Origin of the sequence: Actinacidiphila sp. DG2A-62, assembly GCF_035825295.1 — a bacterium.
Classification (GTDB): domain Bacteria; phylum Actinomycetota; class Actinomycetes; order Streptomycetales; family Streptomycetaceae; genus Actinacidiphila.
The window spans coordinates 6,322,676-6,336,023 of sequence record NZ_JAYMGI010000002.1 but is presented as its reverse complement, the minus strand read 5'-3'; the positions used below and the strand labels follow the sequence as shown (position 1 = coordinate 6,336,023).

Sequence of the window (13,348 nt, the reverse complement as noted above, 5' to 3'; positions counted from 1 at the left end):
CGGTTCTCTCGGCGTGTTCCCTGCTTTCGTGAACGGTATCACAAAGTATTTGATGCGGTCTTTACCATGGAGGTGTGCTGCCTGTCACATCCATGTGAACCCGACACGCCGTCCAGTTTGTCCAGTTACCCTTGTCCGCCCTTCACCTGTCGCCCCTTCACCGGGTCTTCACCGGGCGGCGGCGCTCGGGCAGCGGCGCGCGGTCGCCGACGGCGGTCGCGCCGCCCAGCGCGGGCGGGTTGGCCGAGCGCATCTCCCGCTCGGCGGCGGCCGCGGCCGCCGCCATCCGCCGGCGCCGGCGGCGGTAGCGCGGCGGCACCACGGACTCCGCCCAGCGCGGGGCGTGCGGGGTGAAGGCCGGCAGCAGCAGCGCCACCAGGCCGACCGCGCTCAGCGCGATGATCACCAACACGATCATCAGGCTGGAGGAGTTGACCGAGAAGGCGACCGCGGCGAAGGCGATCAGCGCGGCCCAGAAGTACATGATCCACACCGCGCGGGCGTGCGAGTGGCCGATCTCCAGCAGCCGGTGGTGCAGGTGGCCGCGGTCGGCGGCGAACGGCGACTGGCCCTTCCAGGTCCGGCGCACCACGGCGAGCACCAGGTCGGCGGCCGGGATGGCGATCATGGTGAGCGGCAGCAGCAGCGGCATGTAGACCGGCACCATGAAGTGCACGGTCTCCTTGGTGGACCCGGTCAGGTCGGTGATCGCGTCCGGGTCGACCTGGCCGGTGATGGAGATCGCGCCGGAGGAGAGCACCAGGCCGATCAGCATCGAGCCGGAGTCGCCCATGAAGATCCGGGCCGGGTGGATGTTGTGCGGCAGGAAGCCCAGGCACATCCCGATCAGGATCGCGCTGAAGAGCGTGGCGGGCGCGGCCGCCTCGATGCCGTAGCCGTACCACATGCGGTAGGCGTACATGAAGAACGCGATGGCGGCGATGCACACCATGCCGGCCGCCAGACCGTCCAGACCGTCCACGAAGTTCACCGCGTTGATGGTGATCACCACCAGCGCCACGGTCAGCAGCGTCGACTGCACCGGGGTGAGCGCGACCGGGCCGATGCCCGGCACCGGCAGCCACAGGATGGTCAGGCCCTGGAGCACCATCACGCCGGCCGCGATCATCTGCACGCCGAGCTTGATCAGCGCGTCCACGCCCCACTTGTCGTCCAGCACGCCCAGCAGCCAGATCAGCCCGGCCCCGGACAGCAGCGCGCGCGGCTCGTTGGAGAGCTTGTAGACGTCGCTGATGTTGTTCAGGTGGGCCGCGACCAGCAGTCCCGCGCACAGCCCGCCGAACATGGCGATGCCGCCGAGGCGGGGGGTGGGCTCGCGGTGCACGTCGCGGGCGCGGATCGGCGGCATGGCGCCGGCGGCGATGGCGAACTTGCGCACCGGGCCGGTCAGCAGGTAGGTGACCGCCGCCGATACGAAGAGAGTCAGCAGATACTCGCGCACAGCGTCACACCCTAGTGGTGGCCGGGGTTGCTCGGCGAACACCTCTCAAGACTCACAGGGTCCGCCGGCGGTTGCACCGGCCGGGAAAAGGGTAGGGCGGTTGCGGCGGCCGGTGGGCGCCGGGGCGGGCGCGGCCGGCGGTCAGACCGCCGCGGGGATGCCGGTCAGCGCGGTGACCATCGGGTCGAGCGCGGTGTGGATCTCCTCGCCGATGCTGCGGAAGTAGCCGACCGGGGCGCCGTACGGGTCGTGCACCTCGTCGGCGTCGGGGCTCGGCGCCAGCAGCCAGCCGCGCAGCGCGGCGGCGGCCCTGACCAGCGCGCGGGCCCGCTCGGCCACGGTGCCCTCGGGCAGGGTGGCCATGTCTATCGCGCGCACCAGGCGGGTGAACTCCTTGAGCGTGAAGGTGCGCAGGCCCGCCGCGTGGCCCATCGAGATCACCTGCGCGCGGTGGTCGCGGGTCGCGGTGAGCACCAGGTCGGCGTCGATGACGTGTTCGTCCAGCAGCTCGCGCGCGGTGAAGCCGGCCGGGTCGGCGCCGTGTTCGGCGAGCACCGCGGCCGCGTGCGCCTCCATCGGCGCGCCCTCGTGGCCCCAGGTGCCGGCCGACTCCACCAGGACGCCGGCCGCGGCGTCCCCGAGCCGCCGGGACAGGCCGTGCCGCATCAGCCGCTCGGCCATCGGCGAGCGGCACACGTTGCCGGTGCAGACGTGGAGCACGCGGAACACCGGGACGGCGCCCCCGTGCTCCGCGGCGGCGTGCGCCCGCGCCGGCGCGGGCGCGGGTCCCCGTATGCCGCGTCCGTCCGGCGTCAACTGCGCTCCTGCAGGTCGGGTACGACCTTGCGGAGTTCCTCCGCACTGATCGCCCCGGCCCGCAGCAGCACCGGCGTCTTGCCCGTGACGTCGACGATGGATGACGGCACGGCGGCCGGCGTCGGGCCGCCGTCGAGGTAGACGGCCACCGAGTCGCCGAGCATGTCCTGCGCGGCGTCGCAGTCCTGCGGGGACGGCATGCCGGTCAGGTTGGCGCTGGAGACGGCCATCGGGCCGGTGGCGGTGAGCAGTTCGATGGCGACCGGGTGCAGCGGCATGCGGACCGCGACGGTGCCGCGGGTGTCGCCGAGGTCCCAGTTCAGCGACGGCTGGTGCCGGGTGACGATGGTCAGCGCGCCGGGCCAGAACGCGTCGACCAGCTCCCACGCCTGCTCGGAGAAGTCGGTGACGATGCCGTGCAGGGTGTTGGGCGAGCCGACCAGCACCGGCGAGGGCATGTTGCGGCCGCGGCCCTTGGCCTCCAGCAGGTCGCCGACGGCCTCGGCGTCGAAGGCGTCGGCGCCGATGCCGTAGACGGTGTCGGTGGGCAGGACGACGAGTTCGCCGCGCTTGACCGCCGAGGTGGCCTCGCGCAGGCCGGTGACCCGGTCCGTCGCCTCGGAGCAGTCGTATCGCCGTGCCATCAGCTGACCTCCATCGAGCGGTGCGTGAAGTGCGGGTGGTGCGGGCGGCGTCGCGGGCGCCGCCGGGGGCGTTGCGGACGCGCCGTCGTCAGGGCGCGGCCCGCGGTCGGGGCGTCGCCCGCAGTCGGGGCGCGGCCTGCGGTCAGGGCGCGGCCCGCGGTCACGGCGTCGCCTTGCGGGCCGTGGTGAAGCGCGGGCGGTTGTTCAGGTCCGGGTGGTCGGCCGCGTCGGCCCATCCCGCGTCCTCCTTGAAGATCCACGGCACCTGGCCGCCCTGGGAGTCGGCGTGCTCGACCACCACGACGCCGCCGGGGCGCAGCAGCCGGGAGGCGGCGCGCTCGATGCCGCGGATGGCGTCCAGGCCGTCCTCGCCGGAGAACAGGGCGAGTTCGGGGTCGTGGTCGCGGGCCTCGGGGGCGACGTACTCCCACTCGGTGAGCGGGATGTACGGCGGGTTGGAGACGACCAGGTCGACCTGGCCGTCCAGGTCGCGGAAGGCGGTGAGCGCGTCGCCGTGCCGCAGGTCGACCTTGCTGCCCGCGACGTTCTTGCGGGCCCATTCCAGGGCCTGTTCGGACAGCTCGACGGCGTGCACCCGCGAGCGCGGCACCTCCTGCGCCAGTGCCAGCGCGATCGCGCCGGACCCGGTGCACAGGTCCACGATCAGGGGTTCGGCGACGTCCATCGCGCGGACCGCGTCTATCGCCCAGCCGACCACGGACTCGGTCTCCGGGCGGGGCACGAAGACGCCGGGGCCGACCTGGAGCTCCAGGTAGCGGAAGAAGGCCCGGCCGGTGATGTGCTGGAGCGGCTCGCGGGCCTCGCGGCGGGCCACCGCCTCCCAGTAGCGGGCGTCGAACTCCGCGTCGGGAACGCTGTGCAGCTCGCCGCGCTTGACCCCGTGGACATACGCGGCCAGCTCCTCGGCGTCGAAGCGGGGCGAGGGCACGCCCGCGTCGGCGAGTCGCTGGGCGGCCTGCGCCACCTCGGCGAGCAGCAGATTCACTACCAATTCCCCTCTCGGCGGTCAGCCGGCGTCGGCGGCCGCGGCCAGTTTGGCGGCGGAGTCGGCGTCCACGCACGCCTGGATCATCGCGTCCAGGTCCCCGTCGAGCACCTGGTCCAAGTTGTACGCCTTGAAGCCGACGCGGTGGTCGGAGATGCGGTTCTCCGGGAAGTTGTAGGTCCGGATGCGCTCGGAGCGGTCCACCGTGCGGACCTGGCTGCGCCGGGCGTCGGACGCCTCGCGCTCGGCCTCCTCCTGCGCCGCGGCCAGCAGCCGGGAGCGCAGGATGCGCATCGCCGACTCCTTGTTCTGCAGCTGGCTCTTCTCGTTCTGGCAGGAGACCACGAGGCCGGACGGCAGATGGGTGATGCGCACCGCCGAGTCGGTGGTGTTGACCGACTGGCCGCCGGGGCCGGACGAGCGGTAGACGTCGATCCGCAGGTCGTTGGGGTTGATCTCGACGTCGACCTCCTCGGCCTCGGGGGTGACCAGCACGCCGGCCGCCGAGGTGTGGATACGCCCCTGGGACTCGGTCGCGGGCACCCGCTGCACCCGGTGGACCCCGCCCTCGTACTTCAGCCGCGCCCACACGCCCTGGCCGGGCTCGTGCGACGCCTTGGCCTTCACCGCGACCTGGACGTCCTTGTAGCCGCCGAGGTCGGACTCGTTGGCGTCGAGGATCTCGGTCTTCCAGCCGACCCGCTCGGCGTAGCGCAGGTACATCCGCAGCAGGTCGCCGGCGAACAGCGCGGACTCCTCGCCGCCCTCGCCGGCCTTGACCTCCAGGATGACGTCCTTGTCGTCGCTGGGGTCGCGCGGCACCAGCAGCAGCCGCAGCCGGTCGGTCAGCTCCTCGCGCTGCTTCTCCAGCTCCTTGACCTCGGCGGCGAAGTCCGGGTCGTCGGCGGCCAGCTCGCGCGCGGTGTCGATGTCGTCGCCGGTCTGCCGCCAGGAGCGGTAGGCGCCCACGATGGGGGTCAGCTCCGCGTAGCGCTTGTTGAGCCTGCGGGCGTTGGCCTGGTCCGCGTGCACCGCGGGGTCGGCCAGCTGCTTCTCGAGGTCGGCGTGCTCGCCGATCAGTTCCTCGACGGCCTCGAACATCTCGGGTTCCCTGGGACGAAGTGGAGTGCGCGCGGTGGACGGCGCGACGGGGGCGCGGGGGCGCTGGTACGGAAGGGGCGCGCGAGGACGCGCGGTCGGGAGCGCCGACAGGGAGTGCGGACGACAAAGCGCCGGTCCGGCCGCCCTGGGGACGGCCGTGGACCGGCGCTGTCGGGTCGCTACTTCTTGGCGGACCCGGCGGCCTTGCCGAAGCGGGCCTCGAAGCGGGCCACGCGGCCGCCGGTGTCGAGGATCTTCTGCTTGCCCGTGTAGAACGGGTGGCACTCGGAGCACACGTCCGCGCGGATCTGGCCGCTGGTCTCGGTGCTACGGGTGGTGAACGAGGCGCCACAGGTGCAGGTGACCTGGGTCTCGACGTACTCGGGGTGGATGTCGCGCTTCAAAGGATGCTCCTAGGTTCGGGAGGGCGCCGGGTCGCAACCGCGGGTTTGCGGGAGCGTGAACCGGGGCCAGCGGACCAGTCTGCCAGCACTGGCCGCATCTCCCAAAACCAGGGGCTGCCGCGGATAATTCCCGCCCCCGGCGCACGCCCGCCGGCCCCGTTCCCCGGGCGCCCGGGGCCGCTCCGCCCGGGGCCGGCCGTCGCTCCCGGCCCCGTCCTCCGCGCGTCCGCGCAGGTCAGCGGCGCGATCCGGAGCCGGTGGGCGGGCGGGCGGACGGGGTGGCGCCCTGGTCGGCGACGACCTTGCCCGCGCCGCCGCGCTCCGCGACCGAGCCCTTGGTGGCGGCGGCCGGGATCGGCTTGTCGGCGCGCAGCGCCGCCCACACCATGGCGGCCTGCCGGTCGATGGGCTGCACCCGGTCGGGGTCGGCGACCGCGTACCGCACCGGCAGCGTCACCATGTGCACATCTCCCGCCTTCAGGTGCCGGACGCTGTCGGCCAGGCCCATCAGCTTGTTCACCGAGCCGAGGCCGGTGTCGGTGGTGACGGCCTTGGTCGCGGTGTCGGCGACCGAGACCAGCTCGGTGGGGCTGGTGAACAGCCCGATGCCGGCGATCCGGTCGAGCAGCGCCCGCATGAACGCCTGCTGCAGCTGGATGCGGCCCAGGTCGCTGCCGTCGGCGACGCCGTGCCGGGTGCGCACCAGGCCGAGCGCCTGCTCGCCGTCCAGGGTGTGCCGGCCGGCCGCGAGGGTCAGGTGGCTCTTGGTGTCGTGGATGGACCGCGTGGTGGTCAGCGGGACCCCGCCGAGGGCGTCCACGAGGTGCTTGAAGCCGGTGAAGTCGACCTCGATGTAGTGGTCCATGCGCAGGTCGGTGAGCTGCTCGACGGTCTTGACCGCGCACGCGGGCCCGCCGGTCTCGTAGGCGGAGTTGAACATCACCGCGTGCGCGGCCGGCGCCGCGCGCCCCTTGGCGGTGCGGCAGGCCGGCCGGTCGACGAGGGTGTCGCGCGGGATGCTCACCACGCTCGCCCTGCGGTGGCCCTTGTCCAGGTGCACGATCATCGCGGTGTCGGAGCGCGCGGTGCCGTTGTCGTGGCCGTAGGCGCGGTTGGCGCCGGAGCGCGAGTCGGAGCCGAGCACCAGGATGTCCATGGCGCCGTTGCCGAGCGGGGCCGGGCGGTGGCCGCCGAGCGCGCCGTCGATGTCGACGCTGTTGATGTTGGCGTTCAGCCGGTGGTAGAGGTAGCCCGCCCCCGCCGCGCCGGCCAGCACCACGCCCGCGGCGGTCCACGCGGCGATGCGCAGGCCGCGACGGCGCCGCCGGCGGCCGTCCCCGGCCCCGCTGGGGCTGGAGCCGGCCGGCGGGAGCTGTTGGTCCAGCATGGCGCCACCTCCGGCGGTCCGATCCGTCCGGCGCCGCGGGCGGCCCGCCGCGTCGGACATTCCATCGTGCGCCATGACCGGGGCATCCGGCATCCGGGGAGGATCCGGCCCGGCCCCGTCGCGGGCCTGCCGGAGCACACGAACGCCCGCATACCCCCAGCTCAGGGGATATGCGGGCGCGCGCGGAACGTTTCCCCGGACGTCACCTGCCGTGCCTGTCGCTCACGTACGGTGACCACCGGGGTGCGCCGGCCGCGGCCGGCGCACCGGTGATCCGACCGCGACGGTCAGTCGATCATGTCGTACTGCTGCCAGCCGGTGCCGACCAGCAGCGAGTGGCCGAAGCCGCCGGAGGCGACCTGGCCGTTGCCCGGGAAGATGTACAGCGTCCCGGACGGGGTGCGGGCCGCCAGGTCCGCGCGGCCGTCGCCGGTGATGTCGCCGGCCGCGACCAGCTTGTTCCAGCCGCCCCAGTTCTTCTGCAGCAGCACCCGCGGGGCCAGCGGCGCCGACGCCTTGCCGGTGCCGGTGTTCAGGTACAGGTCGCCGGTGGCCGCGTCCCGGGTGATGACGTCGGCGATCCCGTCGTTGGAGAAGTCGCCGTGCCCCAGCACCTGGTTGTACTGCCACCAGCCGGAGGCGAACTGGGTCGGGGCGCCGAAGGTGCCGTTGCCCTTGCCCGGGTAGACCGAGACGCGCCCGTCGGGGCTCTCCGCGACCATGTCGGGGATGCCGTCGGAGGTCAGGTCGCCGGGCACCACGATCGCCTTGACCGAGCCCCAGCCCCCGTAGAGGTAGGTGCCCTTGTACGTCGCGCTGGTGGCGCTGCGGCGCACCGAGTAGATCGCGCCGGTGGAGCTGTTGCGCACCAGGTAGTCCTGGTAGCCGTCGCGGTTCAGGTCCGCCGGGACGACGAGGTTGTCGGCCTTGAAGGAGACCGGCGAGGTCACCCGGGTCGGGAACGCCGTGCCGTTGGAGATGTGGACGTAGGAGCCGCCGGCGGTGGTGCGCACCGCGAGGTCGGCGCGTCCGTCGCGCGAGTGGTCGTTGTCGTCCACGTGCGGCTGGACGGCCGCGCCGTAGGTCGACAGGTGGGTGAACACGTCGTACGTGCCGGCCACGCCGCAGTCGTGGCTGTCGTCGGCGACGCCCCAGGAGACCACGCCGATGACCTTGCCGCCGGCCACCAGCGGGCCGCCGGAGTCGCCGGAGCAGGTGGTCTTGTTCGTGGTGTCGTCACCGGTGGCGGGCACGCCCGCGCACATCATGTGCCCGGGCTTGAAGACGCCGGGGCCGACCGCCGCGTCCAGCGCGCTGGAGCAGGTCGCGTCGGAGTTCACCGGCTCGGCCAGGTGCCGCAGCGTGGGGGCCAGGTTGGGGCTGCCGGCGGCGGAGTCGGTGACGCCCCAGCCGTAGACGGTGGCCTGGGTGCCGGCGGTGTACTGCGACGCGTCCGTGCTCTTGGCGGTCGGCAGCGTCTTGTACGGCAGCGGCTGGTCGAGCGTCAGCAGGGCCACGTCGTTGTCGAGCGTGGCGGGGCTGAACGAGGAGTAGTGCCAGACCCGCTTGACGGTGGCGACGGTGCCCTCGGGGTCGCTGCCCCCGCCGCCGACGAGCTTGGCGGTGCCGCCGAGGACCAGGCCGTGGTTCACCCAGTCCAGCGCGGCGCCGTTCTCGTCCTCCACGCAGTGCGCGGCGGTGAGCACCTTGTTGGGCGCCACCAGGGTGCCGCCGCAGGTGAAGTAGAAGTTGCCGTCGTTGTCCCACTCGAACAGCAGCTGCACCATCCACGGCGCGGCGCTGAAGGCGGTGTCGGTGCCGCCGATGATCTGCGGCTTGGCGGTGCTGCCCGACGTGGTCGCGGGCTGGGTGGTGCCGGTGAGGTGGGCCCCCTTCGGGGGCAGCAGCACCGGCTTGGCGCCGCCGCTGTCGGCGTGCGCGGTGGCCGTCAGGCCGGTCGCGGTGAGCGCGGCCGCGGCCACCGAGGCGGTCAACAGCCGCCGTACCAGCGGCAGTCGCCGCTTCCCCCCTATGTGGTGCGCAAGTTGCACGCGAACTCCTGAGAGTCAGAAGATGTGCCAGGACGGCCGCGCTCGAAGGGCGCGGCGGGGGCACGGGATCGAAGCCGCAGGAGGTCCCCCCAACCTGCGGCTGCCAGATCCTATGACATACATATGAGCCCGCCCTCCGGCGAGGACCGGAGGGCGGGCAAAGTTACGGTAAACCCAGGGTGTCAGCCGAGCAGACTGTACATGTTCCAGCCGCCGCTGATCTTCTGCCACGGGGCGAACGCGGCCGGGCCGGCCACCCCCTGTCCCTTGAACAGGAACAGCGTCCCCGAGGGCACCCGCGCCAGCAGGTCCGCGTGGCCGTCGCCGGTGAAGTCCCCCACGGCCACCAGCTTGTCGAAGCCGTTGAAGCCGCTGCCGACCTGCACCGCCGGGCCGAACGGCGCCGCGGTGGTCCCGGTGCCCGGCAGCACGTACAGCGCGCCGCTCGCGGTGTCGCGGCCGAGCACGTCCGCGATGCCGTCGCCGGTGTAGTCGCCGTGGCCGACGACCAGGTTGTACCGGCTCCAGGAGGCGTTGGTCAGCACCGCGGTGGTGAACAGCCCGTTCCCCTTGCCCGGGTACACCCACACCCGGCCCGCGGAGTCCTCGGTGAGCAGGTCGGGGATGCCGTCGCCGGTCATGTCGCCGGGCACCACGATCGCCTTGACGGTCTTCCAGCCGGAGCCGATCTGGCTGTAGGAGTACGAGGCGCGGTCGGCCGTGCGGTGTCCCATGAAGACGTTGCCGGACGAGGTGGCGCGCAGGATGTAGTCCTGGTAGCCGTCGCGTTCCAGGTCGGCCTGGACCACGGTGTCGTAATTGGCGAACGAGATCGGGGCGTTGGCCCTGGACCGCACGCCGGTGCCGGTGGAGGCGTAGGCGTAGGAAGCGCCCGCGGACGTCTTGGCGACGATGTCGGCCTTGCCGTCGCGGGAGATGTCGGTGTCGAAGAGGCGCGGCTGGACCGCGCCGCCGTAGCCGGACACCTTGGTGAACACGTCGTACGTGCCCGGCACGTTGCAGTCCTGGGTGTCGTTCGCGACGCCCCAGGAGACCACGCCGACGATCTTGCCGCCGGCCACCAGCGGACCGCCGGAGTCGCCCGAGCAGGTCGTCTTCCCCGTCGCGTCGTCGCCGGTGCCGCCCTCGCCGCCGCAGATCATGTGGCCGGCGACATAGGCGTCGCCGCCGACCGCGGCGTCGAGTTCGTCGGCGCACGCGGTGTCGGAGTTGACCGGCAGCGTCAGGTGCTGGAGCGTCTCGGCGAGGTTCTGGCTGTCCACCCCGGAGTCGGTGACACCCCAGCCGTACACCGTCGCCTGGGTGCCGGGCGCGTAGAGCGCGGCGTCGTTCGGCGTGGCCAGCGGCAGCGTCTTGAGGTTCAGCGGCGTGTCCAGCGTGAGCAGCGCGATGTCGTTGTCGTACGCCGCGCCGTCATAGGACGGGTGCAGCCACTGCGAGCGGACCAGGGCGACCGGGCTGACGTCGGTGCCGCCGAGGACGCCGGTGTCGGCGACCACCACGCCGTTGTCCGCCCAGTCGAGGCCGTCGACGCAGTGGCCGGCGGTCAGCACCTTGTTCTGCGCGACCAGCGTGCCCCCGCAGAAGATCGCGGTGCCGTCCGCGTTGAAGTACCAGAGCTGGACCATCCACGGCGCGTTGTCGATGTTGGTGGTGCTGCCGCCGATGATCTGCGGCGCGGCGTGGCCGCCGCGCGGGGCGGTCAGCTGCCGCGCGGCCTGCTGGACGCGGGCGCGCAGCGCGGCGTCGCCCTCGGAGGCGCCGGCTCGCGCGGTGGTCGCGGCGCGGACGGCGCCGGCCCGCGCGGTGTCGGCGTGCGCGGCGCCGGCGTGGGCGGTGTCGGCGTGGGCGGTGTCGGCATGCGCGGGCACGCCGAGGATCAGGCTCGCGGCGCCCATGGCCAGCGCCGCGAGCGGAGCGGTCACGCGGGCATGCCGCGGCCACCCCCCGGTGAAGCGGATCACACAGATCTCCTGTCGTGGACGAACACGTGCGCACAGGAGGTCCCCCTGCCTGCGGCCGCCGCAGCGTACGGCGCGGACATGAATGCGCCCCCCGGCGGGAACCGGGGGGCGGGTGAACGTCCGGCGAACGGGCCGCGACACGACGCTTCCTGACGGGTCGTCAGTTCGTGCCATCAGCCCACGTCGTCAGCCCACGTCGTCAGCTCGTGCCGACGGGGCGGCCGGCGGCGTCGGTGCCGCCGCCGGCGCTGCCGTCAGTCGTTGTTCTGGCCAGGCGTGGTCTTGGCGATCTGCAGCAGGAACTCCGCGTTGGACTTGGTCTGCTTCATCTTGTCCAGCAGCAGCTCGATCGCCTGCTGCTGGTCCAGCGCGTGCAGCACCCGGCGCAGCTTCCAGACGATGCCCAGCTCCTCGCCGCCGAGCAGGATCTCCTCCTTGCGGGTGCCGGACGCGTCGACGTCCACCGCGGGGAAGATGCGCTTGTCGGCGAGCTTGCGGTCGAGCTTGAGCTCCATGTTGCCGGTGCCCTTGAACTCCTCGAAGATCACCTCGTCCATCCGCGAGCCGGTCTCGACCAGCGCGGTGGCCAGGATGGTCAGCGAGCCGCCGTCCTCGATGTTGCGCGCCGCGCCGAAGAACCGCTTCGGCGGGTAGAGCGCGGTGGAGTCGACACCGCCGGACAGGATGCGGCCGGAGGCCGGCGCCGCCAGGTTGTAGGCGCGGCCCAGGCGGGTGATGGAGTCCAGCAGCACGACCACGTCGTGGCCCAGCTCCACCAGCCGCTTGGCGCGCTCGATGGCCAGCTCGGCGACCGTGGTGTGGTCCTCGGCCGGGCGGTCGAAGGTCGAGGAGATGACCTCGCCCTTGACCGACCGCTGCATGTCGGTGACCTCTTCCGGACGCTCGTCGACCAGGACGACCATCAGGTGGCACTCGGGGTTGTTGGTGGTGATCGCGTTGGCGATCGCCTGCATGATCATGGTCTTGCCGGTCTTCGGCGGGGCCACGATCAGGCCGCGCTGGCCCTTGCCGATCGGCGACACCAGGTCGATGATCCGCGTGGTCAGCACACCCGGGTCGGACTCCAGCCGGAGCCGGTCCTGCGGGTAGAGCGGGGTGAGCTTGTTGAACTCCGGACGGCCGCGGCCGGAGTCGGCGCCCATCCCGTTGGCGGAGTCCAGCCGGACCAGCGCGTTGAACTTCTCGCGCCGCTCGCCGTCCTTGGGCTGCCGCACCGCGCCGGTGACGTGGTCGCCCTTGCGCAGGCCGTTCTTACGGACCTGGGCGAGCGAGACGTACACGTCGTTCGGGCCCGGCAGGTAGCCGGAGGTCCGGATGAACGCGTAGTTGTCGAGGATGTCGAGGATGCCGGCGACCGGGATCAGCACGTCGTCGTCGGCCACCTGCGGCTCGCCGCCGCCGGCGAAGTCGTCACGGCCCCGGCCGCGGCCCCTGCGGTCGCGGTAGCGGCCCCGGCGCCGGCCGCGACCCTCGCCGAACTCGTCGTCGTCCTGCTGGCCGCCGCCCTGCTGGCCCTGGCCCTGGTTCTGGCCGCCGCCCTGGCGCTGCTGGCGGTTGCCGTCGCCGCCGTCCTCGCCGCGGTTGCGCTGGCGGTCGCGCTGCCGCTCGCGGCGGTCGCCGCGCTGGCCGCGCTGGCGGTCCTGGCGGTCGTCGCCGCCCTGGCCCTGCTTGGCGTCGCCGCCCTTGTCGCCGCGGTCGCCGCGCTCGCCCTTGTCGGCCTTCTCGCCCTTGTCGGCGCGGTCACCGCCCTTGTCGCCGCGGTCGGCACGGTCCGCGTCCGCCGCGCCGCCCTGGCGGCCCTCGGCGGTGTCGGCGGCGGCCTGGGCGGCCTGCCCGGCGCGGTCGCCGCGGTCGGACTGCTCGGCCCTCGCCGCGGTCTTGGCCTTCTCACCGGCCGGCTGGCCGGGGATCTCGATCTGCTGGGCCTCGGCGCCCTGCGCCGTCTCGACCTCGCCCGCCTGCTCCAGACGGGCCCGGGAGGTGGCCCTGCGCTTCGGCTTCTCCGCCGCCGGCGCGGCCTCGGCCTGCGGGGCGGTCGCCCCGCCGCCGGCCTGGCGCTCCTTGATGGTCTCGATCAGCTGGCTCTTGCGCATCCGCGCGGTGCCCTTGATGCCGAGGCCGGAGGCCAGCTGCTGGAGTTCGGCCAGGACCATGCCGTCCAGACCGGTACCGGTCCGGCGCCGCCGCGTGGGACTGGCCGGGGCGGCACCGGAGGCAGGAGCGGCGGCGTCGGACGAGGCGACAGAGTTGTCTGCGCGCACGCCCATCAGATCGGTGGTGTCGCTCACGAAGGGTCCTTCCCTGGAGCGGACGTCGGCCTGTCTGGCTCGGCGACCGGTCGTGCTGTCCGGATCTGTGCGTTTCCGCTGTTCAGAGCCGGGGCGGTGGTCCGCCTGATGGCGGCAGAAATACATACGTGCTGAATCGGTACCGAGGAGCCCCCGTGGAGAACCCGTGGGACAACCCCTGGA

General features: G+C 72.9%; 10 protein-coding genes. All 10 read right to left on the bottom strand.

Annotated features, from left to right (window positions below; genetic code table 11):
- Positions 1-157: 157 nt before the first annotated feature.
- Entirely contained in the window at positions 158-1,462 is a 1,305-nt protein-coding gene (locus VSR01_RS28580; RefSeq protein ID WP_326451950.1) for an MraY family glycosyltransferase, read from the bottom strand.
- 141 nt (positions 1,463-1,603) lie between these two features.
- The gene (locus tag VSR01_RS28575; RefSeq protein ID WP_442785567.1) at positions 1,604-2,278 is read right to left on the bottom strand and encodes an arsenate reductase/protein-tyrosine-phosphatase family protein; all 675 of its coding nucleotides are present in this window, start codon (positions 2,276-2,278) and stop codon (positions 1,604-1,606) included.
- Positions 2,275-2,922 carry an L-threonylcarbamoyladenylate synthase gene (locus VSR01_RS28570; RefSeq protein ID WP_326451949.1) on the bottom strand — a complete coding sequence of 216 codons (648 nt, stop codon included), beginning with the start codon at positions 2,920-2,922 and terminating at the stop codon, positions 2,275-2,277. Before VSR01_RS28570 ends, VSR01_RS28575 begins: the two co-directional genes overlap by 4 nt.
- Before the next feature lie 160 nt (positions 2,923-3,082).
- Entirely contained in the window at positions 3,083-3,928 is an 846-nt protein-coding gene (gene prmC / locus VSR01_RS28565; RefSeq protein WP_326451948.1) for a peptide chain release factor N(5)-glutamine methyltransferase, read from the bottom strand.
- 21 nt (positions 3,929-3,949) lie between these two features.
- Positions 3,950-5,029 (bottom strand): peptide chain release factor 1, encoded by a 1,080-nt coding sequence (prfA, locus tag VSR01_RS28560; protein WP_326451947.1) that lies wholly within the window; start codon positions 5,027-5,029, stop codon positions 3,950-3,952.
- 179 nt (positions 5,030-5,208) lie between these two features.
- Positions 5,209-5,433: a 50S ribosomal protein L31 gene (gene rpmE / locus VSR01_RS28555; RefSeq protein WP_326451946.1), complete on the bottom strand. Its 225-nt coding sequence runs from the start codon at positions 5,431-5,433 to the stop codon at positions 5,209-5,211.
- Positions 5,434-5,668: 235 nt separating this feature from the next.
- Positions 5,669-6,820: an LCP family protein gene (locus tag VSR01_RS28550; RefSeq protein WP_326451945.1), complete on the bottom strand. Its 1,152-nt coding sequence runs from the start codon at positions 6,818-6,820 to the stop codon at positions 5,669-5,671.
- 287 nt (positions 6,821-7,107) lie between these two features.
- Positions 7,108-8,871 carry a trypsin-like serine protease gene (locus tag VSR01_RS28545; protein WP_326451944.1) on the bottom strand — a complete coding sequence of 588 codons (1,764 nt, stop codon included), beginning with the start codon at positions 8,869-8,871 and terminating at the stop codon, positions 7,108-7,110.
- Between the two features lie 182 nt (positions 8,872-9,053).
- On the bottom strand, positions 9,054-10,817 hold the full coding sequence (locus tag VSR01_RS28540; RefSeq protein WP_326451943.1) for a trypsin-like serine protease: 1,764 nt from the start codon (positions 10,815-10,817) through the stop codon (positions 9,054-9,056).
- A 293-nt stretch (positions 10,818-11,110) separates the two neighbouring features.
- Entirely contained in the window at positions 11,111-13,165 is a 2,055-nt protein-coding gene (gene rho, locus VSR01_RS28535) for a transcription termination factor Rho (RefSeq protein WP_326451942.1), read from the bottom strand.
- Positions 13,166-13,348: the final 183 nt, after the last annotated feature.

Bases quoted from the DNA above. Each gene is read 5' to 3' on its own strand.
- VSR01_RS28570 (WP_326451949.1), bottom strand. From the start codon at position 2,922: ATGGCACGGCGATACGACTGCTCCGAGGCGACGGACCGGGTCACCGGC.
- prfA (WP_326451947.1), bottom strand. From the start codon at position 5,029: ATGTTCGAGGCCGTCGAGGAACTGATCGGCGAGCACGCCGACCTCGAG.
- VSR01_RS28550 (WP_326451945.1), bottom strand. From the start codon at position 6,820: ATGCTGGACCAACAGCTCCCGCCGGCCGGCTCCAGCCCCAGCGGGGCC.